This window comes from Sulfitobacter mediterraneus, from assembly GCF_003054325.1.
GTDB classification, from domain to species: domain Bacteria; phylum Pseudomonadota; class Alphaproteobacteria; order Rhodobacterales; family Rhodobacteraceae; genus Sulfitobacter; species Sulfitobacter mediterraneus.
This window is the reverse complement of the sequence record NZ_QBKU01000009.1, coordinates 152,090-176,589: the sequence shown is the minus strand read 5'-3', so window position 1 is coordinate 176,589 and position 24,500 is coordinate 152,090. Positions and strand designations below refer to the sequence as shown.

Sequence of the window (24,500 nt, the reverse complement as noted above, 5' to 3'; positions counted from 1 at the left end):
TGGGCCTTATCTAATCCGGCGCAAGGCGTTGACGGTAAAGGCATTCTTTTGCAGCCCTTGATTGAAGGTGTAGCCTTTCCAATTCAGCCGGGTGCGCGCGCCTGTCAGATGGTTCACCATATCCATGCGAGATGACCGCCAAAACCGCCCGTTGTACTGGCGGTATCCAGATACAGACAACGTCTTGAGATGCGCGCCCCGGCGGTCAAAGTAGTGCACCTGCTGCAACCGCAATTGCGCCGTATCCAGCCAGATCCGCTGGCGGCTGTAGCCAGACTTGGACGTTGGGAACCTGTCGATCACATGACAGCGCCCGCCGCCGGGACAGTTCTGTTCAGCAATCCATTGGTGTTTGAACTTGTCCACCTCTTGATCGGCCATATCTTCAAATGCAAATTCACTGCCGACAAATGAGCCCGACCGCCCCGAGCCCGAAATCCGGCGCACCCGTTCCATTGCCGGCAGGTACAGCCATTGGTCGTCTTTCTTTCCCGTGAAGACATGGGTCAGCAAAGCGGTGTTGCGAATGTCGCCCGGCCAGCGAAAGATAAGCATGGACCGCGAGGCGCCTGCCCCTGTTGTGACCCATCTGGCATCAAATCGGCGGGTTGCAGATTGCCCGCCAGACGTTTTGAGGATCATCTCGCCGGACACGGTGATGTCTTCATAGCCCCCGTTGCGGTTCGATGCCTCGGTCGCAAGGCGCAAACCGCGCTGTTCGGCAGTTTCGGCGGCTGCCATGCCGGCCCCAAGGGCCAACAGGCCAAGGGCGGCCCCAAACAGGGTGCGACGGATCAGCATCATAGTGACTTTCCTTGAAAGGTGCGAAGCAGGGCAGGCAATAACAACAGATCGGACAGCAGTGCAAAAGCGATCACCGTGGCGGTCAGCATACCGATGTGTTGATTGATGGAAAAGCCTGAGGCGGACATGATACCAAAGCCCAATATCAAAGCGATGGACGTAAGTGTGATGGAAGAGCCGACCACGGCAAAAGTTTCTTCCAATGCGGTTTCTACACTGAGCCCACGACGTCTTTCTCGCAGGTAGTGCATCAGAAAATGCACCGTGTCATCTACCACGATGCCAAACGTCATTGTGGTCACCACTGTCGATCCCAAATTCAGATCGCCAATGGTCCAGCCCCAAAGTCCAAACGCCAACAGCGCAGGCACCAGATTTGGCACAAGGCTGATGATCCCGTGCCGCAGACTGCGCAAGGTAAGGACCAGGGTGACGGAGACCAGTCCCAGCACAGTCAAAAATCCAAACAGCATTTGACTGTTGTTGCGGTGGGATATCCGGGCGAAAGCGATGCCCATGCCCGCCGCACGTGTGGCAATTTCAGGCTCGTTTTCAGACAGCCACGTCTCTGCGTTCTGCGCCAGCGCCCGCACCGCAGAACTGTGCGGGCTTCGCAGGGTCGCCGTGAGCAGGGTCTGTGTCCGGTCCACATCCATCATCACGTTCAGATCCATCCCTACGGGCAAGGACAATTCGTAGAACATCAAAAGCTGCGCATTCGCGGGTTGGGTCTTGGCTATTGCAAAGGCGTCTTCCGCGTCACCATTCATGCTTTGGTTCAGGTCTTTGATGATCCGGGTGAGAGACGACACCGCCACAACATCAGGCTGCGCTTCTAACCACACGGCAAAGCGATCCACCGCTTTCAAGAACTCCGGTTCGAATACGCTTTGGCCATCGGCAGCTTGCAGATTGAACTGCATCGCCTCAAGGCCCGTCAGCCGCTGCTGAATGGCCTCTGCATCTTGACGCAATTCGTAGCGTTGATCAAAGTAGCGGATGACATTGTCGTCGTAGTCCAGCCGCAGGATACCCAAAACAGCCAGACCACCAGTGACCGGAAACAGCATCAGCCAGATCCGGCTTTTTCCCAGAACCCACTGCGCGAACCGGCGCATATCCTGCCCGCTGACCATCAGGCGGCTTGCGCGGCGTGGATAGGCGGCGTGCAACAAGTTTGGCAGCAGCACAAACACCGACACATGACCGACCAACAATCCTAAGGCCACGATATTGCCCATCTGGGCCAAGGGCGGCGACGGGGCGAAATTCAGGCACAAAAATCCAAAAGCCGTTGTCAGATGGCTGACGGTCACCGGCGCTAGGTTCTGCGTGATGGCATAGCGAAATGGATCACCCTCCTGCCCCGCTTCGGCTGCGCGAATGGTGCCAAGAACGATGTGGACGCAACTGGTCGAGACCAGAACCATCACCGCAAGCGGGCCAATCGCCGTGCCAGCCGTCAACGCGACATTGGCCCATCCGGCAAATCCAAAGGTGGCCAGCGTTGCGCAGACCAAGACAACCACCGACGCCGCGACAGCCGCAAAGGAGCCTAGTGCAACGATGAAAAGAATGACCACAGCCAAAAGCGCAAGAGGAACGAGATAGAGGATATCCTCAACCGCGACCTGAGCCAAAAGGGTGTTGCCCAACAAACCGCCGGCAATGCGCACCTCCCAACCCGGATAGGCGGCTTGCCAATCATCGCGCAATTGTTTGAGGAACTGCTCGACCTCTCTGCGCGCCGCCGGTTTGCCCTCTTCCTTGGGGAGAATAACGCGAATGGTGATCCCATAGGCATCGCCATTCTCGGACAAAAGCGTATTGCGCAGGGTGCCCGATGCCATGGCCAATTCGCGGAACCGTTCCGCCGCTTCTGGCGTGATCTCGGCATCTTCATCCAGCATCGGCTCCACAAGGATGTCGTCGCCTTGGGCATAGGAATGCATGTGGTTGATCGCGGAATCGATGCGCAGGGCGTAGGGCATTTGCCATGCGTCATCGGTCATCTGCTGCAAAATCTTCAAGGTGCCGGGGGCAAAGGCGTGGCCCGGCGGTGGGACAACCATCAACAGCAGAGTGTTGGAGATCGTATAGGTCTCTTCGATCTGTAAAACATACGCGAATTCTTTGTTACTATGACCAAAGAACCCGCGACTGTCGGATGAGAATTCCAAACGGGGGATGCCGGATGACAGACCAATGATCAGCGCTGCAAACAAAACCAATGCAACAATCCGAAACCGGAAGAACCGCTGGGTGATCCGCTCTGACAAGGTCATGTCGCGGCTGCCGGGCGTTGATCCATCGGCACGTAACCGTACTGCTCAAAGAAGTCGGCAAATTGATCATCCACCATCGCCCGGGTTTGATCGTCCAGCTCATAACGATTGTTTTGATAGGGACGCGCAGGCCCGACCAACGCGCCGAGATTGCCCTCAATCAGCGCAAAATCACCAAGGTCCAGATGAGAATAGATTGTGCGGATGCTCGCCATGGGATCTGCCCTCAAATCCTCATATCGCAGGGTGATAATCTGGTCATCGGGAATGTGGCGCCGATCCTGGTCAAACTGTTTGTGAAACGCCACGGATCGCTTGATCATACTAGCGTCGCGGTTTTCTTGTGAGGGCAAATGGTCTTGCAGCGATGAAACGGAATACATCGCGGTGCGCGAATTTCGGTTGGACAGAAACACCTTATAGGGGTCGCGAACAATGTGGATGAATTTTGCATCCGGGAAGATGCGCAGGATCTCTTTTGTGCGCATCGTATGCGTGGGGGACTTCAGAACCATGCGTTTACCGGGGTTCACAAACTGGACCCGCGTTAGAAACGCCAGCCATTTCTTGCGCCAGAACGCTGCATCTTCGGCCGCCATGTCATCGGGGTTCGCCGGCACACGGCGTTCATCATTGGGGAACATGCTGTGACGATAGGGAGACAGAGCACCAGACAATGAAATCCCGTGTTCATCCTCCTCAGCGCTTTCCAGTTTCAGGCGGACATTGTCCATCGGGCGTTTTTCCCGAAGCGCCCAGCGCAATATCGGTGTCAAAATCCCGCGCCCGACCAGAAATGTTTCCGGGCGGAAACAGGCCCTGACATCCGGAGCCGCGTGCCGTGGGTCAGAGATCATCAACTGGTGCAGCCAAGTTGTGCCACTGCGCCAATGTCCGATGACAAATATCGGGTCTGGCACGATTTCGACTTTGGCCAACCGCCGTCCGTAGATCAATTGCGACAGCCATTTGAGACCCAAGTTGCTGATGCTGAAAAGGGTGATCATCGCAACAAGCGGGTAACGGCTGGGTGAGACCATATGCCATTTGCCCCTCATCGCACGCAGCCACGCGTCTAGCGCCATCCCATGCCAAAGCCGCAGCGATAAGGGGTGAAACCCGAACTGGCGCAGGTTAATCGGTTCTTTGCGGTCCGGATTTACGGTCATGTCAATTCCGTATCAATCAGGTCTAGATCCAGCAGGTCGCAGATCCTGTCGGTAATCGCGCGGGCTTCGTTCTCGGTATAGCTGATCCCGTCGTAAGACAGGCCAAACCCGGTGCGAACCTTGGCCGATCCGGCCTCAAGCCGCATGTCAGCAAATCGCCGCCGCCGGACCGAAGTGTCCAATGCCTCAAGCGTGAATGGCCCGATCTTTTGGGTGACACCTACCCCCGCATAAAACCCCTCGCTGAACATGGATCTGTCTTGGCGGGACATGGCGCGGGGTTGGTGGACAGAAAACTGGCTGGGATTGCATCCTCGCGCGATCAGCTCCCGCTGATAGGGCGTTCCCCGACGTGCCGCATCAGATGGCAGATGGGTCATCGCCTCGGCAAAGGTGTCGGCAAGAGCTTTGGCCGCGTCAATGATCCGCAATGATCCGAAGCTGCGATATGGCAAAAACGGATCAAGCGTGTGATCCCCCACATAGGTATCAAGGGCCGGATCACTGCGAGAGATCGCAACCATAAACATCAGCCGGTCCAGACCGTAGCACTGACAGATCGCCTCGAGGTAGGCCGCGAACAAGAGCGTTGTTGCGCTGAGGTTCGCCGCTCTGGCCGCTGCTTCGAATGCTCGAAGGCTGTCTGGAGTTGCCCGGCAGAACAGTTGCCGTTGGTCGACCTTTCCCAGCGCATAAGACAGCGGTTCGATCCCCTTTGCCTTGCGCCCGACATTGGGTTCTGGCGGCAGGTCGCGGTGCAATGCCTCCCAAAAGGCTTCGGTCTTGGCTGCATGGCTGGGTCGGGGGGATTGAAACCGCTTAATGTAGTCGGTGTGTGATACTGCCTTGCCCGTAACCGGCAGCCCGATCAGGAATTTCGTCAGATCCTCAGTGAGGACCACCATGCCGTACCCATCAGTGATCGCATGATGCACCCGCGTAATCAGGACATCGCCGCGCATGCCGCAATGGGCCACGATGACCTCGGCGAGGGGGGCGTCAATCAACGGCATCGGCGCATTGGCAATCGCCGAAACCGCGGGCAAGAAATCTTCGTCGTCCAGATCGCCTAAATCCACTTCGTGGATGGTTTCACCGTGTGGCGGGTCAATCACGGCACGCCATTTGCCTTTGATTTGGCAAAGCCGAATGCGCAGGCTATCGTGTCGCTCGCGGAGTTTTTCCACAGCCCGGCGCAAGCGACGCAGATCGACTTTGGGCTGCACCAGAAAGGCATTGGACAGGATAAACCTGTCCCGCAGATCGTCGGTACAGTCGGGATGGGTTGCCTCATCCAACAGGTATTGTTGCCAGGTTGTGGCCGGATAGATTGTTGGCTGTGCTGCTTGGGCCTCTATCTGTTTGCCTGTCATCAGACGCGTTCTACCTGCGATAGATCTGCCATCAGGGCGTGTGACACCGACTGCGCGGTCTGCGGCGCAACGACATCGGAGTCGTAAACCAGGCGCAACTGGGTCTGCCCCTCATGCTTGCACACCTGCAAACAGACATCATGCAGCAGGTTTTGTGGCGCGGCGCTGGACAATGCGTCAACCTCTTCAAAAAGGAACTGGAACGGCGAGACATCCCAGTCTTCAAAGGCAGCTGTAAACTCTGCTGCGGCGACATGGCTGTCAAACTTGCGGTGCCTGTCCGCCGCGGCCAGAACACGCTCAAACTGAGCCAGATCAGCACGTCCTGCACGGGTGGTCGGAACCGGCAGCGGTTGCTCGATCTCAAAGGGGCCAATGGCCGATCCTTTTGGCAAACCCGCGCGCAATGAGGTTTTCCGCCCAATCAGAACAGGACCAGTGCTGCGGCTTGCGTCACGCAAGGCGGTTGCGAATGCGCGAAGCAAGACAGAGGTTGCAGGCGTCCCCGAGACCTTGTTCGTGATGGCCTCCGCTTGTCCGTGGTTGCGGCCCGCCAGCGCCGGAACAAGGGCGCGGCTGCGCGTGCCAAACGGCACAGGGCGGGCCGGCGTCGCCGTGAGCGCATACCACCAGAACGCACGATCTTGCTGCGAGGCAGGGTCTTCCGCGTCAAAGCGGCTGTTGGCCAGATATGACAAGAGCTTGCGGCGCGGCATCGGTTTTGGCAGCGCTTCACCTGCCAAAACCTGTGCAATCTCATGCAAAAGCAGATCCGCCGAAGCCGCATCCCCTGCCGCGTGGTGCAGGCGCAAGGCAAGGATCGTCTGATCACCCTTTTGCTGCCAGGACAGCCGCGCCCATTCACTGTTCGCCACGTCCAGCAGCGCCTCAACAGGTTCTTCGGCCAAGGTGACACCGGGACCGTCAGAGATGATCTGCCCGTCCGCGCCCACGCGCATCGTTAACATCGGATGGCGGCGCTCCAGCTTGCGAAGGGCCTTTTCAAGATCCTCAACGCTGGTTTGCTCATCAAGCGTGCAGATTGCCGAATGTTCCATGGCGGCCAGTGCGCACGGCGATGTCATCGGCGCGGCAGCATCCCGCAGCAAGCCAATCTGCCGATTACTCGCGGCAAATCCGGTGGATGTTTTTGCATCGCCAACGGTTTCACCTGATGCCTCGCCTTGCGCCAAAGCGGCCGCCTCGGCCCGGCGGATCAATTCGATCTCGGCGGCAAGCATCGTAGATAACTCGCGAATAGACGGTGCTTGCAAAAACTTTGACACAGGGATCGAGGCTTGCAGGGCCGTTTCAATGCGGATCTTCAGTTCGAACGATGACAGGCTGTCGAGGCCAAGCTCGCTCATCGGGCGCTCCACCTGAATGACGCTCTTTTCGATCTTCAGGACGTTGATGATCTCGTCCTTGATGTAATCTTCGGCCTCCGCGATCAATTCGTCGCCCGACAATTGCATCAGACGCGCCCGAATTTCGGTTGTGCCACCCCCCGTTGCAACAAGAACGCTGGCCAGACGCGGCGACGTGCCAAGTGCTGGGTTGGCGCGGGCCACCTGCGCCCAATCAGCACGGGAATAGACAAAGGTCGGCGCATCGCGGGCAATTGCCAGTTCCATCGCGGCGTCTGTGTCTTTGCGATCAAGCCCGAATTGGCCCACGCTTTCCAGATAGGACGCCAATGCGCTGTTGCGGGACACAAACCCGGCATCTGCAATCACACCCCAATCGATGGCGGTGCCCGGTCGGCCCATGGACAACCGGTAATGTGCCAGCGCGTCCAAAAATGCATTGCCGGCAATATAGTTGGTCTGCCCAGCCGATCCCGTTGCCTGCGCAATGGAGGAAAAACCGATCATGAAATCCGGTTCGGTTCCGGTGGCGGCAAAGGCGCGGTGCAAATTCCACGCCCCCTTGATCTTGGGGGACAGAACATCGGTGATCATATCTGGCGTGAGCTGGTTGGCAAATCCATCTTTGATCACCGCCGCGCCATGCACCACACCTTTGAGCGGGCGGTCACTGGCCTGCACGGCGCTGACAAACTGATCTACCGCATCAGTGTCACTGATATCCAGCGCAACAACCGAAACTTCGGTGCCACGATCGCGAAGTTTCTTGATCTTCTTTTCGTCCGCTTTGGCAATTTTGCCGGACCGGGACGCAAGGATCAGGTGTCCTGCCCCGACACGGGAAAGCCAATCAGCAACGCTCAGGCTAAAGCCGCCAGTGCCGCCGGTCACAAGATAGCTGGCATCATTAGATAGCGTTACCGCGCGATTGTCATCGCGCCGGATCTCAAAGCGGTCTGCATCCATAGAGACGACCACTTTGCCCATATGTTTGGCCTGGCTCATAAAGCGGATCGCATCGCTTACCCGGCTCACCGGGAATTCCGTCAGAGGCAGAGCTGTCAGGGATTGCGCAGTCAACATCTCGGCCAGTTCGGCAAAGAGGTCTGCCATCAAATCCGGCCGTTCCTCGCCCATCGCGGCAAGGTCGAGCACACTCAGGGACACATTGCGGCGCAGTACCTTCATGCCAATGGCGGCGTCTTCGTAGACATCGCGTTTGCCAATCTCAAGAAACCGGCCATAGGGCGCCATGATATCAAGCCCCTTGGCGATAAAGTCCCCCGGCAGGGAATTGAGCAGAATATCAACGCCCTTGCCCTTGGTGATCCGCATCACATCATCGGCGAACTTCAGCGAACGGGAATCCATCACATGCTGCACGCCCAACGCCTTTAGGTGCCGCCGTTTGGTCGGGCTGCCTGCTGTCGCAAAAATCTCGGCACCGGCTGCTTGCGCCAGTTGAACTGCCGCCGTGCCCACACCGCCTGTTGCCACGTGGATAAATACTTTCTCGCCTTTGCGCATCCGGCCCACGTGGTTGAGCGCGTAATGCGCCGTCGCAAATGCACTGGGAATGGTGGATGCCTCGGCCAGCGAGATGTGATCAGGCACCAGCGTCAAAGCATCAGGATGGATGGTCATGAAACGTTGCAGGCACCGTTTGCCAAGGCCCATCACCCGATCGCCAGGCTGAAAGCGACTGACCTCAGTGCCAACCGCTTCGATTGTGCCGCCAAATTCCAACCCGAGGTTTTGCCATGCGGGCTCTGGCTCGGCTTCGATGGGCAATAGTCCTGTGACCGCCATAATATCGCGGAAATTCAGGCCCACCGCAGAAACGCGCACACGCACCTCCTCTGGCCCAATGGGGGCAAGCGGGATTTCGACCAAGCCAACTTGGTCGATCACGCCGGGTGATGGCATGGTCGCGTGAAAGTTGGTCACGGCATCGCTTGACAAGACACTCAGCATTTTGGGGTCAAAATCCTGAGGGTCGGCATGATGCAAGCGCGGCGCGAGACATGTGCCGCCGCGCAGGATGATTTCGGTATCCGGACTGGGCGTTAGGATGTGACGGGCCAACAGCTGCGGCGCTATTTGCGCATCTGCATCGGCATCAATCACGCGCACATTGTATTCGGGCGCTTCGGTTGCCAGCCCGCGCACCATGGCAGCGATCGGCATTTGTGAAAGGATCGCTGCGCCGCGTGCTTTGCCGTTTGTGTCGGGATAGGCACCCGAGGTCAGAAAGACAAAGTCAGGCAATCCATTGGTGCCAGCACGGGCATAATCCATCAACTCGCCAAGCGAGATGATGTCTTTTACGCAAGCGTCTATAGGTTCGAACAACGTGTTTGTTCCAGTGTCTTCGGTCGCCTCGCTTAGGCCAAGCGGCCAGCCCACAACAATACCGCTCAGGCCGCCGTTTTCGATCTGGGTGCCCAGCATATCGGCCAATGCGCCGCCGGGATCATCGCCCAACACATCCCTCGCGATGCAGCGAACATCAGCGCCAAGCTCTTGCATCGCCGCAATCAACTCGGGTTCGTCCGCGCCGCCGTGCGTCAGAACGATCCAGTGCCCTGTGTTCGGATCTGCGCCCAAAGGTTCGCGCAGTTCCACAATGTCTTGCCGGACAAAATGTGCCGGAACGCTGTCGCCCGCTTCTTCGGCCTGCTTTGACGGCAACAGCTTTACCCGCACGTCCTCAACCACCATGAGAACATTGCCGTCCAGATCCATCACGGTAAAGCCAACGGAGGCGTCTGAGCCATTGGTGTTTTTGAACTGATCAGCCCTGACAATCACCTCATCCGGGAAATCCGAATACACGCGCATCCGGCCCACTCCAACTGGCAGGCAAACCGGATCACCGGGCTGACGGCCCTGCGCAACCTTTTTGAGCGTCATGCTTGGTTCAAGAATTTGCAGACAGCCGTCGAACATCGTGGGGTGCAAATGGTGCCGGTCTTTGGTCGGCTCGCCCTCTTTGCGCAGGATAATCCGCGCGACGGTTTTGGAACGTGACATCCACAGGTCTTCGACAGTCTGAAACGCTGTGCCGTAGTTTATCAATCCTGTGGAGGCATCGACATCATAGACGTAGGCTGCGTCGATCTTTTCATAAGATGGATCTTCAGGATCAAAGGGCCGAGCTTTCGGTGCCTTCACATCCAGAACACGCACTTTCGCTTCGCTGCGCAGCACCCAATCATCCTGGGCGTCGCGGATCCGCGAATAAAGTTTCACACGCCCTCGTTCGGGATCGTAGACATTGCTGAACAGTACCTCGTCATCCGCATTGATGAACAAGGCCTCGTGGATAACCGCGTTTTCCACCTCGATGATTTTGTCGGGGCCAAACTGATCGCGGCACAGGGCAATCATCGTGTCGACATAACCTGCGGCGGGGAAAATCACATCGGACTGCATCCGGTGATCTTTGAGATAGGGATAAGCCTTGAGGTTGATCTCGGATGTCCAAGTTGTGCCATTGCCGCGTTCCGGCATTCCCAAAAAAGGGTGTTTAACAGGCGTGAACAACAGACCACGGCTTTCTTCACTGTCTTGCCAAAACGGTTCTTCCACCCATTGGTTTTGCGGCAATTCGACATGGCATCTTGGCGCGCCCGTGATCGCCTGCCAGTTCAGTGGATAGCCCATGGCAAAAAGCGCTGCTGCGCCGCGTGCCATGGTCTCAAAGTCGTCATTCTTGCGATTGATCGAATTCAGGACAGTGACCGACGCGCCCGCTTCGAGTGCGGTGCTTTTAGTGGGGCCAGCAAGGGTTGCCGCCGGGCCCAGCTCCAGAAACAGGTTTGCGCCCATGTCGATGGCGGTCTCAATCGCCGCCTGATAACGCACTGGCCGCCGCAGGTTGAGCCAGCCATAGTCTGTGTCAAATTTCGTTTCTGGCCGCCCCGTGACCGTCGAAATGAAAGGCAAGGTTGGCACAGACCAATCAATCGTCGCCATCTCGCGGCGGAACCAGCCCTCGCCAGCGTCCAGATGATACGAATGCCAAGCAGTATCGACGGTGAGCGCCCTGATGAAGGTATCGGGGTTGAGCATCTCGAACTCTTCCACAAACTCGTGCAGGGCATCATAGTCGCCGCTGATTGTGGTCGAGCCGGGGCCATTGATCGCAGCAATACCCAATTTGCCATGTGTCGGCAGGATCGCCTCTACGTCAGCTTGATTCATGCCGATGGCCGCCATCGCGCCTTTGGCGCCCAGCTGGTCACGGATCACGCCGCGCTTGGACAGGAATTTGGCGGCACCGCTCAGCGACAGACCATTGGTGATGTAGCTGGCAGCCGCCTCTCCGATGGAGTGGCCCGCAACCATATCCGGCTCAACGCCAAATTCTTTCCAAAGCGCGGCGAGGCCCGATTGAATGGCAAAAAGCGCCGGCTGGGTGACGGTAGTGTCGTCAATGCGGCTGCTGTCTTGATCCTTGAGGAGTTCTGCGCGGATCGACCACCCAGCCACCGGAATAAACTCTGCATCAAAGGCGTCAACAGCATCCGAAAACACGGCGTTGCGTTCCAGCAAGTCGCGGGCCATGCCCCACCATTGGCTGCCTTGCCCCGAGAAGGTGAAGCACAGTTTGTTGCTGGTCTGCTTTTGCCCGGTGATGATGTTGGGGGCGTCACTCTCGCCCGAGGCCAGTGACTTGAGCGCTTTTTTGAGCTGCGCGGTGGTATGGGCCAGTATCACAGCGCGGTACATCAGATGGCTGCGCTTGGTGGCAAGAGCCGCTGCGATGTCAGATAGCGTTGTTTTGGCCAACGCCCCCTTGCCGCGCATAGCCTCCAAAAGCGCCGCCCCGTTGGCTTGCAGGGCCTCTTCGGTTGCGCCGGACACCGGAATCAAGTGCGGAAATCCGTCTTCGCCACCTGCAAGGGGCGCTGTTGATGGCTGTGCCGCGACCGGATGGTAATCATAGGATTTCGCGGGCGGCGCGGACAGCAGCGCACAGGCGTTTGCGCCACCAAAGCCAAAAGAATTGACCACCGCATAATTCGGTCCATCCCGATCCGGGAATGCCTCGGGTTTGACCGGGACTTCGAGGTTTAAGGCATCGAACGGGATATATGGGTTTGGGTCTTTGAAGTGGATGTTGGGCGGCACAACGCCCGTTTTCACGGCCATCGCGGCCTTGATCAAACCAGTAATGCCAGCGCCGCTTTCAAGGTGGCCAACATTGGCCTTGCTTGACCCAATATAGACAGGATGGTCCGGGGCATTCTGGCCGATCACCGTCCCAATTGCGCCTGCCTCAATCGGATCGCCAATGGGTGTTCCGGTTCCGTGGGCTTCAATAAAGCCGATTTGTTCAGGGCCAATTGGTGCCGCGTTGAACAGGCTGCGCAACATCGCTGTTTGAGCCTGCTGGTTCGGCGCGGTGATCGTATTGGTCGATCCGTCCTGATTGGCCGCCGTGCCTTCGATGACGGCATGGATGCGGTCGCCGTCGGCCTGCGCATGGCTGAGCGGTTTGATTACGATCATACCTGCGCCTTCGCCCCGCACAAATCCGTTGGCGGCGGCATCAAAGGTCGAGATGCGCCCCGTCGGAGAGATCATGCCAGCCTTGGAAAATGCCAAAAACGGCGAAGGATGGGTCATGGCATTCACGCCGCCCACAATCGCCATATCGCAAGCCCCGGTGCGCAGGTTTTGCACCGCCTGATCCAGCGCCGTCAGCGAGGACGAGCAAGCCGTATCAACTGCATAGCTAGGCCCGGTGAGGTTCAACCGATGCGAGATCCGGTTGGCACTGATACAAAGCGCATAACCGGTGCCAGCATAGCTTTCGGTACTGGTGATACGCATTTCTTGCAGGGTGCGGTACTCAGATTGTGAGATCCCGATAAAAACGCCGGTGCTTTTTCGGGCAAATTCTTCTAGCGGAATTTGCGCATCCATCATCGCCTCAACCGCACCTTGCAAAACCAAACGTTGCTGCGGATCCATGCCAGCGGCTTCGCGCGGGGAAATGCCAAAAAACTTGGCATCAAACCCACGAACATCTTTGATAAAGCCCGCCCATTTGCTCACCGATTTGGCGATCGCTGCCGGATCGGGATCATAAAAGACGTCAACACCCCATCGGTCTTTGGGGATTTCAACAATACCGCATTGTTTCTTCAACAGAAAATCGAAAAACTCGGCTGGAGTTCGGTTGTCGCCAGGCAGATTGCAGGACATGCCAACGATGGCAATCGGCTCATGAATACCGGCTGCAGCGTCGCAGTTTTGATCTTTCATCCGTGTCTTCCTATCGCGCACCAAAATGCATCGCCGCCAAAACGGTCCGTTGCATTCTCCCCAAGAATTTTACGTTTAGCACAAACAGGGCGGAGCAACAGTGTCGGGACGGGGAAAATTCCAACTTGCTCAAAAGGCCCTGATGTCCAGCCAAAGGCGTGTCGATCTCGCACCAATGGTTAAGTTTGTTCCCCCCGCGGCGGGCATGTGATTGCGCCGGGTTATTGCTGCGATACTGTGCCCGTCTGAATGACAGTTAGGTCGGGGTTAAGTTGGGTATGAAACGTCTTTGCACAGCGGCTGTTTTCGCTTCTGCTTTGGCCACTCAGGCATGGGCGGAAAACAATCCGCTGAACCTCAGTGGGCGGCTTGACGTTGGATATCGCTACTACTTTGACGATGGCCAATATGCAGGGCAAGCCGATGCCGGGTTTCACCCATTTGTCGGCTTTCAGCTGAACGGCAACTTTGGCGTGGGTGCGGGCGAGGTTGTCTTTCAATTCGCGGGCCTAAACGACGACGAAAACGACCGGTCTCTCTTCAACATTCAAAAGGCATATTTCACCAGAAGTTTTGAAAACTGGGATCTGGTTCTGGGGTACAACGTAGAGGATTGGGGCGTCAGCAATGGCCGTACCATCGTCAACGTGATGAACGCCAAGAATAGAACCAATCAGGTCGGCAACAGCGACCTGATCGGCACACCGATGGCCAATGCGAACCTGTTTACGGATATCGGCACATTCAGTTTTTATGCGTTGAGCGACAGTGTGCGGGGCAATTTTGGTGGCCGCGCCACCCGCCAGCGCGGCCCGTTCTATACCGATGATGGATTGGTCCGCTACGAAGACAGCAACAGCCCCGATTTTGCGCTGCGATACACGCATGAATTTTCGCTGGGCGACGGGTCATTGGACATCGGCGTATCCGCCTATCAGGGCACCAACCGCGAGTCCCTGCGCATGCCCGGCTGTATTCTCGCCGACACCATCGTCAGCGCCTCGGCCTGCGCGCAGTTCAACGCCGATGTTCTGGCCGGATACGAAAGCGGAAAGACAGTGACAAAAGCCGCCGCGGATGCAGGCACGGACGCGTTCACCGCCGTGACGCCCTATTACCAAGAAATCAAGCAGCTTGGCTTGACCACAGTTTATGCCGAAGGCAACACCCAATTGCGCTTTGAGGGGTTCCTGCGCGACGCCTCTGGCGAAAGCTTTGTTGGTGCAATCGTCGGGGGCGATCATTCCTTTCACAACCTGATGGGCGGCGATGGCACTCTGACTCTCGCTCTGGAATATCACTATGATGACCGGGGCGGCCGCCAATCGGTTACCGTCTATGACGACGATCTGTTTGTCGGTGTGAATTTTATTGCCAATGACACAAACGACAGTCGCTTCAATTTAGGGGTGTTTTATGACCTTGATGAGAAATCTCAAATTTACACCCTGTCGGCGTCACGCCGGATTGGCGACCGCTTTCGGGTGGGACTAAATGCCAACCATGTGGTGTCCGACAGCCTGACAGATCCGCTCTCTTCTGTGGACGGGAACAGTTATTTTGAGTTTTCTCTGTCCGCGTTCTTTTAGCGGACACCTTAAAACGCGGCCCCGGGCGCGGCAAAGGAAACCAAAGACCAAATGGAAAAGCGCCAGACTTTAGCGACCATGGTCATTCGGGTGTGCGGCCTGATCTTTGGCGCGGTTGCTACCGCGATCATCGCGCGGCTGCTGCAACCCGAAAAGTTTGGTGAATACGCCTTTGTTCTTGCGGTTGTGACGGTTTTGTCCATGCCGCTGGCGTTCGGGCTGCGGCAAACATTGGTGCGCGAGATCTCCTACGCCCGCGCCCATGCAGGCACAGGGCACAGCGTGCAAATCTGGGCATGGGCCTTGCACCGCGCGATCTGGGCCACCGGCGTGTTTGCTGTTGCTTTGGCCGTCTGGATCGCATGGGGGATCAACGACCCGGCTCTGCAATGGCACATGGCGCTGGGTCTTGGGATCTATCTGCTTTTGCCTGCGCCAAAATTGCTCAGCGGTGTATTGCATGGCATGGGGCACACGGTGCAAAGCCAGCTTCCCGAACATGTGCTGCGGCCACTGCTGACGATAACAGTTTTGGCAGTCGTCTGGATCGCCAGCGAAGCGCCCTCGTTATCGGTGTCAACGGCCTTGCTGATCTTTGCGTTGACCCTGCTGGCGGATGCCGCACTCTCTTTGGTCTTGCTCAAACGAGGATCGGACTTTCGTTTCTGGCCACAAGGGAGGGGCCAGTCCAAGACCACCCAAAGCCGTGCATTGACCGTCTCCAGCTTGTCATTCGGAGCCATTGCAAGCGTACAGTTGATCAACAACAACCTTGATATTGTGATGCTCGGCATCCTGAGCACCGACGCGCAGGTCGGTCTCTACAAGGCCGCAACGGTCCTCTCCACAATCACCGTGTTCGGTCTTGGCGCGGTCAACACTGTGATCATGCCGCAGATCGCCAAGATGCACGCCGAGGGGAACAGCACACAACTTCAGACCATGATCACCAAGGCAGCGCGGATCATCACGGCCTTCGGTATCGGCGGCGCTTTGATCATCTGGGCGTTTGGCGGTGCTCTTCTGACGGTCATTTTCGACGACAGCTTTGGCGGGGCCTATTGGGCTTTGGTCATCCTGACTTTGGGGCAGCTTGCAAACGCCTGTTTTGGTCCGGTGGCACTGGTCCTGAATATGACGGGTCATCAAAAGCTCACGCTGATTGGCGTGTCGACTGCGGTATTGGTCAATGCAACGCTTAATCTGGCTTTGGTGCCGCGTTATGGCATGGAAGGCGCAGCGATAGCGACTGCGGTTTCGCTTGTGGTGTGGAACGCCCTCTTGGCCGTCGCTTTGAAATGGCGGACAGGGTATTCCAGCAGCATCCTATGACGAAATCGTTGGTGCTGCGCTCCAGATCCAAGGTGACGGCGGTGCCAAAGCTGGTGTAGAGAGAGGCCAGTACGATTGCTTGTGTTAAGGAACTGCGCTGTGAACCCGCTTGACCAATTCGAGATTCAATTCAATGCGTCCTACGCGCAGCTTCGCAGCCTATTGCAGGTCACCAGCCGGCCCTTACTCCCTGTTATTGACGATGCTTTGAGCCTGACTGTCAGTGAGTACTTGGCCTCGCTCGACGCCTCGGAACAGGCGCTGCGGGACATTCCGGTCGGGACTTTGGTCAACCTCTTTTCTTTCATTTCCCAGCAGGTCGATGCAGAAGCTCTGGCGATTGTTCAGGCCCTGATTGATCAGGATTTCGACACGGCCTTTGCCTCCATCAATCTGGGGCGATCTTTCGTGGCGAATGCTGCGCCGGATGTCACGATGGAGGCCTTTATCATTTCCATCAACCCCGACTACGATTTTGGCAATGGCACCGGCGGCGGCGCCACAGAGATTGAGCAATTGTTTGCCTCCTATCAGGATCGGCTGGATGCGTATTTGTGGGCCGAGGATGAGGCGGGCCATGCCTCGCCAAACTTTGTCGTGGACGACGCGACGGGCGCTTGGGCCTCGACCGACACCGGCAATGGCAGTGTCAGCGGCGCAACCTTAGATGACCTTTTCGACCAGCTTGGCGAAGCGGCGGCGCTGGCGATCCTGTCAGACCTCAATGGGCGGGATGGATTGATAGATGCCTTGTTGTCCCAAGGGGCAGAACCCGAGGATTTCGATGCAGCCATAGCTGCCGCCAAAGCCGCAGCGGCGCAAGCCCTGCAAAGCCTGCAATCCTTTGGCGCACAGCTGATGGATCAGGGGGCCGCAAGCGCCGCGGGGTTTGAGGCCCAGGCAAATGCGCAGTCTCAGGCGCTTGTCGCGGCTTTGGTCACCGCCCTGCCCGGTCTGGATGGCGCCTTGGACGATCTGGTCGTCGGGTCACGCAATTCTGACCCAAGTTTTGCAGTCAGCCCGAATGGTATCGCAACAGGGTCAGAACGGGGCGACTGGTTCTACCTGACCCAAGGCGATGACAGCTTCGACGGAGGTCTCGGCGATGACATTCTTTTTGGATTTGACGGCGCGGACAACTTGACCGGCAATGCTGGCAATGACCACCTTTTTGGCGGCAAAGGCGACGATACTCTAGATGGCGGCGATGGCATCGGCGATGTGGCGCATTTTGATGCCGGCATGGGCCGCTACACTCTGCGACTGGCGCAAGATGGCACGATCTCTGCTGAAGACCGGATGACCGACGGCCAAGGGACCGACAGCTTGACAGGCGTGGAAACTCTCGCGTTTTCGACCGGCGTCAGCATTTTTGACGACGCCACCCTTGATTTGTCTATCATCCAAGGCATCACCGGCCTGAACGCGGATGAGATCAACACGTTCATCGAACTCTATATCGCGTATTTCAACCGCGCGCCGGACGCGCTTGGCCTGTACTTCTGGGGATCGGCCTTTGCGGATGGCACGAGCCTCGAAGAGACTGCGACCTTTTTCCTCGATCAAGATGAAACGCGGGCAACCTATGCGCCGGACGCCTCCAATCTTGAGTTTGCAACGCAGGTCTATGCCAATGTGCTGGGCCGCGCCGCCGATCAGGATGGGCTCAACTTCTGGGTGGGTCAGCTCGACAGCGGCGGGGTTGGCCGCGATGCGTTCATCCTTGAGGTGCTGCGCGGTGCCAAAGCGGAGCCACCACAAGACGCCAGCCAAAGCTTTGTCGAACTGCAATTGCAGGATCGCAGCTACCTCAGCACCAAGACCGACATCGGCACCTATTTTGCCGTGATCAAAGGGTTGTCCGACGTGGATGATGCCGCCGCCGCGATGCAGCTGTTTGTGCGCGGTGACGACAACAGCATTGATACCGCAATTGCCGGAATTGATGCAGACTACGCCGAAGCTTCTGCTGCTGACAGTGGCGCATTGATCTTGCAGTTGGTCGGCGTTGTTGATGATCCATTCCTAGGGTGATGACGCCAATATCGGATCGTATAGCGCAATCACGTGCCCGATGGTGCACGGTGCTTTGACGACTGGGCCACGACGCTATTCAAACGACAAATCCACCCGTCCAAAGGCGCCAAAATCAGCGCTGATCTTTGCACCGCTGGGGCATTCCACCGGGCGGATGAAACTGCCGGACAGGATGACTTGCCCCGGTTCGATGCTTTGCCCGTATTGGGCCATGCGCCGTGCCAGCCAGACAACGCTTTCGACCGGATCATTCAAAACCCCTGCGCCAAGTCCGGTTTCCTCGACTTCGTCATTGCGGCTGGTGATCGCGCCGACCCAGCGCAGATCGAAATCATCTACCGCATGCCGCTCAGCCCCTAAAACAACGCCTGCATTGGCGGCATTATCGCTGATGGTATCAAAAATCTTGCGGGTTTGGCCGGTCTCGGGGTCGGCACGCATGATCCGTGTGTCCAGAATCTCAATCGACGGCGCGACATAATCTGTTGCGGCGAGAACTGCGGCGCGGGTGACATCGGCCCCGCCCAGAGGTGCCTTGATGACAAAGGCGATCTCGGCCTCGATCCGGGGTTGGATAAAACGGCCCTTAGGGATCACCGCGCCTGTGTCGAACATCATATCGTCGAACAGGATACCGCTGTCCGGGATGTCGATATTCAGCGCATATTGCATCGCCTTGGAGGTCAATCCGATTTTCCACCCCGTCACGCGGCGCCCTTGATCCAGCTTGGCACGATAAATCGCGTTCTGGATGGCATAGGCATCATCCATGCCCATTTCTGGGTGGCGTTTGGTGAGCAGGCCAATCTGCCTGCCGGTGGCTTCGGCGTTCAACAGATCGGCGGCGGCGACGTCATGTTCTTGCGGGGTCATGTCGCTTCATCCTCGACGGTATTGCGCAGGGTGCCGATGCCGTTCACCTCGACCTCGACCACATCACCGGGGGCGAGGTACTGCGGCGGATCAAGCCGCGCGCCGGAGCCTGTGGGCGTGCCGGTGACGATGATATCGCCGGGCTGCAGGGTCATGAAGGTTGAGATATACTCGATCTCGCGGCGGATGGGGTGCATCATGCGGGACAACACATCATCCTGCCGGACTTCGCCATTCACGCGAGTGATGATCCGTGCATCGTCCAGCTGAGCCGCATCGCGGAACGGCACGAGCCACGGGCCAATCGCCCCTGAACAATCCCAATTCTTGCCTTGGGTGACGTTAAACTTGGCATGGCGCACCCAATCGCGGATTGTCCCTTCGTTGCACAGGGTCAGCGCAGCGATGTGATCATAAGCATCTTTCTGCGCAATCCGGCGGCCCGCTTTGCCGATGACAATCGCAACCTCACCTTCATAATCCAGCATATGGCTTTCGGGCGGGCGGATCAGCGGGCGATCATGGCCGGTAAAGCCACTGGCAAAACGCGGGAACAGCGACATGAATTTTGGCTGTTCGCTGCCGTCTTTGTATTCGGCGTTGCGGTCGGGAAAATTCACTCCGACGCAGAGAATGCGCGGCGCGTTTGGCAGCACCATCTCATATTGGAACTCTTGGTGTATCGGGGTTTGTCCCTGCGCGGCCACTTCCAGATCGTTCAGCCCGCCAGCTTTCACCACGTCCAATAGGCTGTTCCATTGCGGAAAAGTATCATTGAGGGGGATCATGCCGCCATCAACCGCAGCACCGTAGTGCATCACCCCATCCACGGTGTATGTCGCGAACTTCATTGCATTTTCTCCCACACGTCACGGATCACTGTTTCTGCCATCATCACATCGGCGCGGGTTGTGTCGAACTGCCCCACCTGAAAGCGGATGATCTTGCGCCCTGCAAAACTGCCTTGGGTGACATAGATCCGGCCATCGCCGTTAAGCGCATCAACAAGCCGCTGCTGATCATCATCAGATCCCGGACAGCGAAAGGAAAACAGGCTCAGGATCGGGTCGGTCACGATCTCAAACCCGTCCAATTTGCGGATAGCCTCGCAGACTTCTCCTGCCCAAAGGATGTGATTGCGAATACGGTCGCGCAACCCGTCCAACCCGTAAGACCGGATCAAGAACCATATCTTGAGCGCCCGAAACCGGCGGCCCAGCGGGATCGTCCATTCCGAATAATTGGTCACGCTTTCGCCCGTGGTCTTGAGGTACTCGGGCTCAATCTTCAGCGTGTTGAGCTGCGGTTGTGCATCGCGCAGGAACTGCACCGAACAGTCAAACTGGGCACCAAGCCATTTATGCGGGTTGAACACGATGCTGTCGAAACCATCCACATCGGCCCAGAAATCCGCGTGCAGCTCGGGGCAGATCATCGCCGCCCCGGCCCAAGCCGCATCCAGATGGGTGTAAAGGTCTTCGGCCTTTGCGACCTCCAGAATGGGGCCAAGCGTATCGCAGGCACCAATACCTGTGCCGCCGGTGATCGCGATGATACCAGCGGGGGTGTGTCCGGCGGCGCGGTCTGCGGTGATCGCCGCTTGCAAGGCGGCGGCGTCCATCCCGTGGCGCGGGCCTGTGCCCGGTATTTTGACAAGGTTGGCCTGCCCGATGCCCGACACCCAACAAGCGCGATCAATCGACGAATGCACCTGATCGGAACAATAGATCCGCAAGTGCCCCTTGCCTGCGATTCCGTCGCGGTTACCGGTGAATCCCGTCGCCCGTTCCCGCATCGTCAGCACCGCCGAAAGCGTCGCAGAAGACGCGCTGTCTTGGATCACACCGGTAAAGCCTTCGGACAACCCAAGCGCCTGACGCAGCCATTGCACCATGACGGTTTCGACCTCGGTCGCGGCGGGGGAGGTCTGCCAAAGCATACATTGCGAGGCGATGGTCGTGACCAGCATTTCCGCCAGCATTGAGGGCGGCGCAGCATTGGCCGGAAAATATGCAAAAAATCGAGGATGCTGCCAATGGGTGATCCCCGGCATCACGATGTTCTCGAAATCCGCCATGATGCAGTCCATTGCCTCCGCCCCATCAGGCGGCGCTTGCGGCAATTGCGCGGCAGTTTCCCCAAAGGCAGTTTGCGCCCGCACAGGTCGGTCCCGCAGGGTTTTGTGATAATCTGCTGACCAATTCGAAATATGCGCGCCCCAATGGGCGAATTCATCCCAGTCCATGGGGGAGCCTCCGGTGTTTCAGCCATTGCTGACTTTATGTGGGCCGCGGGTCAATGCCACGCGGCGGGTGCACCGTCAGGGCGCGATGATCGGGCTGGCCTGAATATCGGAGTCTTGCGTGTCCACATCCACAAACCGGCTCCCATGTTTGAACCAGCTTTCGGGCGCCGCCGCCCCCCAAAGGGTTTGGCGCTGCGGGTCTTGCAGATCCCATTTGATCGGCTCCAGATCCGGATCAACGGTTTGATAGTCGGAGCAATAGATTTCAATCCGGTGGCCGTCCGGGTCCAGCACATAAAGGAAAAACGCATTTGAAATTCCGTGCCGGCCCGGCCCGCGTTCGATGTTGTCGACATAGCCGGTGGTTGCCATCAGATCCAATAGATCAATGATGTTCATCGGCGTCGGCACCCAGAACGCAACATGATGCATGCGCGGGCCAGTGCCATTGGTAAACGCCATGTCATGCACGCCGCCCTTGCGGTGCATCCACGCCGCCCAAAGCCGGTTGCTGTCTTCGTCTTCGGTGTATTCCGTCACTCGAAAGCCAAAGTCGCTATAGAAGGCAACAGAGGCATCAACGTCATGAGAAAAGCAGTTGAAATGGTCGATCCGCAAAGGTTTGACCCCGCGATAGAGCGCATATTTTTGGTGGATCGGCGCAAGGCGGTCCATCTTGTGATAGAACTCCAGTGGAATGCCCATGTTGTCAGAGGTCAGCAAGGTGCGCCCCTGATAAGGGCGATCCACCCATGATGTCGGGCGGCCCTTGGCGCGAAAATAGGCTTCGGCTTTGTCCAGATCATCCTCGTCAAAGGTTTTGAACCCCATCACCTCAACCGTGCCGGGTTGGTCGGACTTTTGCAGGATGATGCAATGGTGACCGCGTTCCTCCATTGCGCGCAGATAGACATGATCGGCGTTCTCATCAGTGACCTGAAGACCAAGAGTATCAGTGTAGAACGCCTTGGAGACCGCAAGATCTTTGACGTTCAAACAGATATGAGACAGCCGGATGGTGTTGAAATCAGGGTAAAGGTTCGGGGCAGGTACAGGCATGGTCTGATCTCCTTACAACGCGCCAAGGCGGGTGATTTTATGCGCTCCGGTGGCGAAACCGATGTGCTTTTGCTCCATGTAGAAATCAAAAGACCAATCACCGCCATCGCGGCCAATGCCGCTGGCCTTGACCCCGCCAAAGGGGGTGGGCAGGTGCCTCACGTTCTCAGAATTGACCCAGATCATTCCCGCCTCCAGTGCCTCGGTAAAGCGCAGGGCGCGGGTCAGGTCATTTGTCCATAGGTATCCGGTCAGTCCGTAGGCCGTGTCATTGGCCAGCGCCAGTGCCTCCGCCTCAGTCTCGAACGGGATCGAGGTCAGAACCGGGCCAAAGATTTCCTCTTGGGCGATGCGCATGTCGTTGCGGGCATTGGTAAAGAGGGTCGGTTTGACGAAATATCCTTCGTCGCCAATCGCGGCGCCGCCTGCGGCTATGGTTGCGCCATCTTGGGCGGCGATGTCAAAATAGCTGGTCACTTTGTCAAAATGTTCGCGGCTGATCAGCGGGCCAATTTCCGTTGTCGGATCAAGGGGGTGCCCCACTTTGATGTTGTTCACCCGTTCGACAAGCTTGGACTCAAAATCGGCGCGGATGCTGTCTTGGATCAACAACCGCGAGGACGAAGTGCAGCGTTCGCCGTTGATCGAATAGATCATAAAGATCACTGCATCCAAGGCGCGGTCCAGATCCGCATCTTCAAAAACGATCACCGGGTTCTTGCCGCCCAATTCCAGATGATTGCGTTTGAGCGTATCTGCCCCCTGTTTGATGATCATAGACCCCGTGCGGCTTTCTCCGACCAAGGCGATGGCCTTGATATCGGGATGCTCACACAGCGCCTTGCCCGCCGCTTCGCCAAAGCCGTTGACGGTGTTCAACACGCCCGGTGGTAGGCCCGCCTCCTCGGCGATCTCAACCAGCAAACGCGCAGTCAGGGGGGAAGCTTCGGCAGGTTTGTGTACCACGGTGCAACCGGCGGCCAGCGCTGGCGCGATTTTCCATGTCGACAGCATAAAGGGTGTGTTCCAAGGGGTGATCACGCCAACAGGGCCTATGGGTTTGCGGGTTGTGACATTCATCAAGGTTGGCGATTGCAGCAATTGTCCGTCCCGCGCCTGCACCACCTGATCCGCAAAATAGCGAAAGTTCTCCGCGCCGCGCAGGGCGGCTTTGGACATGAACTTGAACGCCTGACCGGTGTCCCAGCATTCGCACAGGGCGATCTCTTCGGCGCGGGCTTCGATCCCTTCGGCCACTCGGATCAGTATGCGTTTGCGTTCAGGCGCGGGCATATCGCGCCATGCCGGAAAGGCATCAGCGGCGGCTTTGGCAGCGCGGTCAATATCTTCGGCGCTGCCCTCTGCCACATCGCAGATGACCGATTTATCAACTGGCGAGAGGGTTTGAAACACGCCCGCACTGCCAGCGCAGTCTTGCCCCGCAATGCGGTTTTTGATCCCGCCGCTACGGAACCGGTCCAAATATCCGTCCAGCTTGGTGATGTTGTCGTCAAGCACGCTCATGCGTTGTCCTCCAGATGGTCGCGGATGTTGCCGAATTTTGGGGAGAGGTCGGCGTCAATATCGCGGATTTCTGCAGAAAGCGCGATGGAATGGGTGGCCATGGTCGGGGCTGCAAAGTCTTTGAGGGCTGCAAAGACCCGCGTGATAGCATCCTGTTTGACTGCCTCAGCACGGCCCGCCCGCAGGCGCACCGACAGATCAAGGTACCCATGTTTTGCCGCGCCATCCGCGATTGCGACATGATCCGCCCGCATTGCCCGCACACGGATGCCGGCCATCTGAAAGGTTTCAATCTCTGCGGCGGTTGCGCGGATCACTTCGCACAACTGTGCAATATCCAGAACCGTTTCAAGGTTGGCGGAATAGTCGATGTGGAAGTGCGGCACATGATTTCCTTAACATGTTAATAATTGTGAAGTTAATAAATTAATCGTCGTTTTGTCAAGCCCGCTGCTAACAATTTCACTTCATCCGGTCACTTGGACAACTTGCAGAGGAAACCACTCTTGGCATCAGGGCGCAAACAATTGATATTTCCCACAAGGCCCAATCCCAAGCAGGGCAACA

Annotated in this window: 14 protein-coding genes; 3 read left to right on the top strand and 11 right to left on the bottom strand. The window is 57.5% G+C overall.

Annotation, left to right across the window (positions count from 1 at the left end; translation table 11 throughout):
* Positions 1-6: 6 nt before the first annotated feature.
* Genes C8N31_RS15185 through C8N31_RS15165 form a run of 5 tightly spaced genes read right to left on the bottom strand, consistent with a single transcriptional unit; the run spans position 7 to position 13,274 of the window.
* Positions 7-804 (bottom strand): outer membrane lipoprotein-sorting protein, encoded by a 798-nt coding sequence (locus C8N31_RS15185; RefSeq protein ID WP_025046514.1) that lies wholly within the window; start codon positions 802-804, stop codon positions 7-9.
* Positions 801-3,089: an efflux RND transporter permease subunit gene (locus C8N31_RS15180; RefSeq protein WP_025046515.1), complete on the bottom strand. Its 2,289-nt coding sequence runs from the start codon at positions 3,087-3,089 to the stop codon at positions 801-803. The genes C8N31_RS15185 and C8N31_RS15180 overlap by 4 nt, the downstream gene beginning before the upstream one ends.
* Complete coding sequence (locus C8N31_RS15175) at positions 3,086-4,258, bottom strand: sulfotransferase family protein (protein WP_025046516.1); 1,173 nt, start codon at positions 4,256-4,258, stop codon at positions 3,086-3,088. Before C8N31_RS15175 ends, C8N31_RS15180 begins: the two co-directional genes overlap by 4 nt.
* Entirely contained in the window at positions 4,255-5,631 is a 1,377-nt protein-coding gene (locus C8N31_RS15170) for a condensation domain-containing protein (protein WP_025046517.1), read from the bottom strand. Before C8N31_RS15170 ends, C8N31_RS15175 begins: the two co-directional genes overlap by 4 nt.
* On the bottom strand, positions 5,631-13,274 hold the full coding sequence (locus C8N31_RS15165; RefSeq protein WP_025046518.1) for a type I polyketide synthase: 7,644 nt from the start codon (positions 13,272-13,274) through the stop codon (positions 5,631-5,633). The genes C8N31_RS15170 and C8N31_RS15165 overlap by 1 nt, the downstream gene beginning before the upstream one ends.
* A gap of 278 nt (positions 13,275-13,552) precedes the next feature.
* On the opposite strand from C8N31_RS15165, the gene C8N31_RS15160 reads away from it, so the two are divergent.
* The 3 genes from C8N31_RS15160 (at position 13,553) to C8N31_RS15150 (ending at position 18,229) form a co-directional block, all read left to right on the top strand.
* Positions 13,553-14,863: a hypothetical protein gene (locus C8N31_RS15160; protein WP_025046519.1), complete on the top strand. Its 1,311-nt coding sequence runs from the start codon at positions 13,553-13,555 to the stop codon at positions 14,861-14,863.
* 51 nt (positions 14,864-14,914) lie between these two features.
* Complete coding sequence (locus C8N31_RS15155; protein WP_081785620.1) at positions 14,915-16,195, top strand: flippase; 1,281 nt, start codon at positions 14,915-14,917, stop codon at positions 16,193-16,195.
* 99 nt (positions 16,196-16,294) lie between these two features.
* Positions 16,295-18,229: a DUF4214 domain-containing protein gene (locus C8N31_RS15150; RefSeq protein WP_025046521.1), complete on the top strand. Its 1,935-nt coding sequence runs from the start codon at positions 16,295-16,297 to the stop codon at positions 18,227-18,229.
* A 75-nt stretch (positions 18,230-18,304) separates the two neighbouring features.
* Here C8N31_RS15150 and hpaH read toward each other — a convergent pair whose 3' ends face one another.
* The 6 genes from hpaH to C8N31_RS15120 all read right to left on the bottom strand — a co-directional run bounded on the left by hpaH (position 18,305) and on the right by C8N31_RS15120 (position 24,319).
* Complete coding sequence (gene hpaH / locus C8N31_RS15145) at positions 18,305-19,105, bottom strand: 2-oxo-hept-4-ene-1,7-dioate hydratase (RefSeq protein WP_025046522.1); 801 nt, start codon at positions 19,103-19,105, stop codon at positions 18,305-18,307.
* Positions 19,102-19,956 carry a fumarylacetoacetate hydrolase family protein gene (locus tag C8N31_RS15140; RefSeq protein WP_025046523.1) on the bottom strand — a complete coding sequence of 285 codons (855 nt, stop codon included), beginning with the start codon at positions 19,954-19,956 and terminating at the stop codon, positions 19,102-19,104. Before C8N31_RS15140 ends, hpaH begins: the two co-directional genes overlap by 4 nt.
* On the bottom strand, positions 19,953-21,350 hold the full coding sequence (locus tag C8N31_RS15135; RefSeq protein WP_025046524.1) for a pyridoxal phosphate-dependent decarboxylase family protein: 1,398 nt from the start codon (positions 21,348-21,350) through the stop codon (positions 19,953-19,955). Before C8N31_RS15135 ends, C8N31_RS15140 begins: the two co-directional genes overlap by 4 nt.
* A 75-nt stretch (positions 21,351-21,425) precedes the next feature.
* Positions 21,426-22,409 (bottom strand): 3,4-dihydroxyphenylacetate 2,3-dioxygenase, encoded by a 984-nt coding sequence (gene hpaD / locus C8N31_RS15130; protein ID WP_025046525.1) that lies wholly within the window; start codon positions 22,407-22,409, stop codon positions 21,426-21,428.
* A gap of 12 nt (positions 22,410-22,421) precedes the next feature.
* On the bottom strand, positions 22,422-23,933 hold the full coding sequence (gene hpaE, locus C8N31_RS15125; protein WP_025046526.1) for a 5-carboxymethyl-2-hydroxymuconate semialdehyde dehydrogenase: 1,512 nt from the start codon (positions 23,931-23,933) through the stop codon (positions 22,422-22,424).
* Positions 23,930-24,319, bottom strand: coding sequence for a 5-carboxymethyl-2-hydroxymuconate Delta-isomerase (locus C8N31_RS15120; RefSeq protein WP_025046527.1), 390 nt, complete (start codon positions 24,317-24,319; stop codon positions 23,930-23,932). The genes hpaE and C8N31_RS15120 overlap by 4 nt, the downstream gene beginning before the upstream one ends.
* Positions 24,320-24,500: the final 181 nt, after the last annotated feature.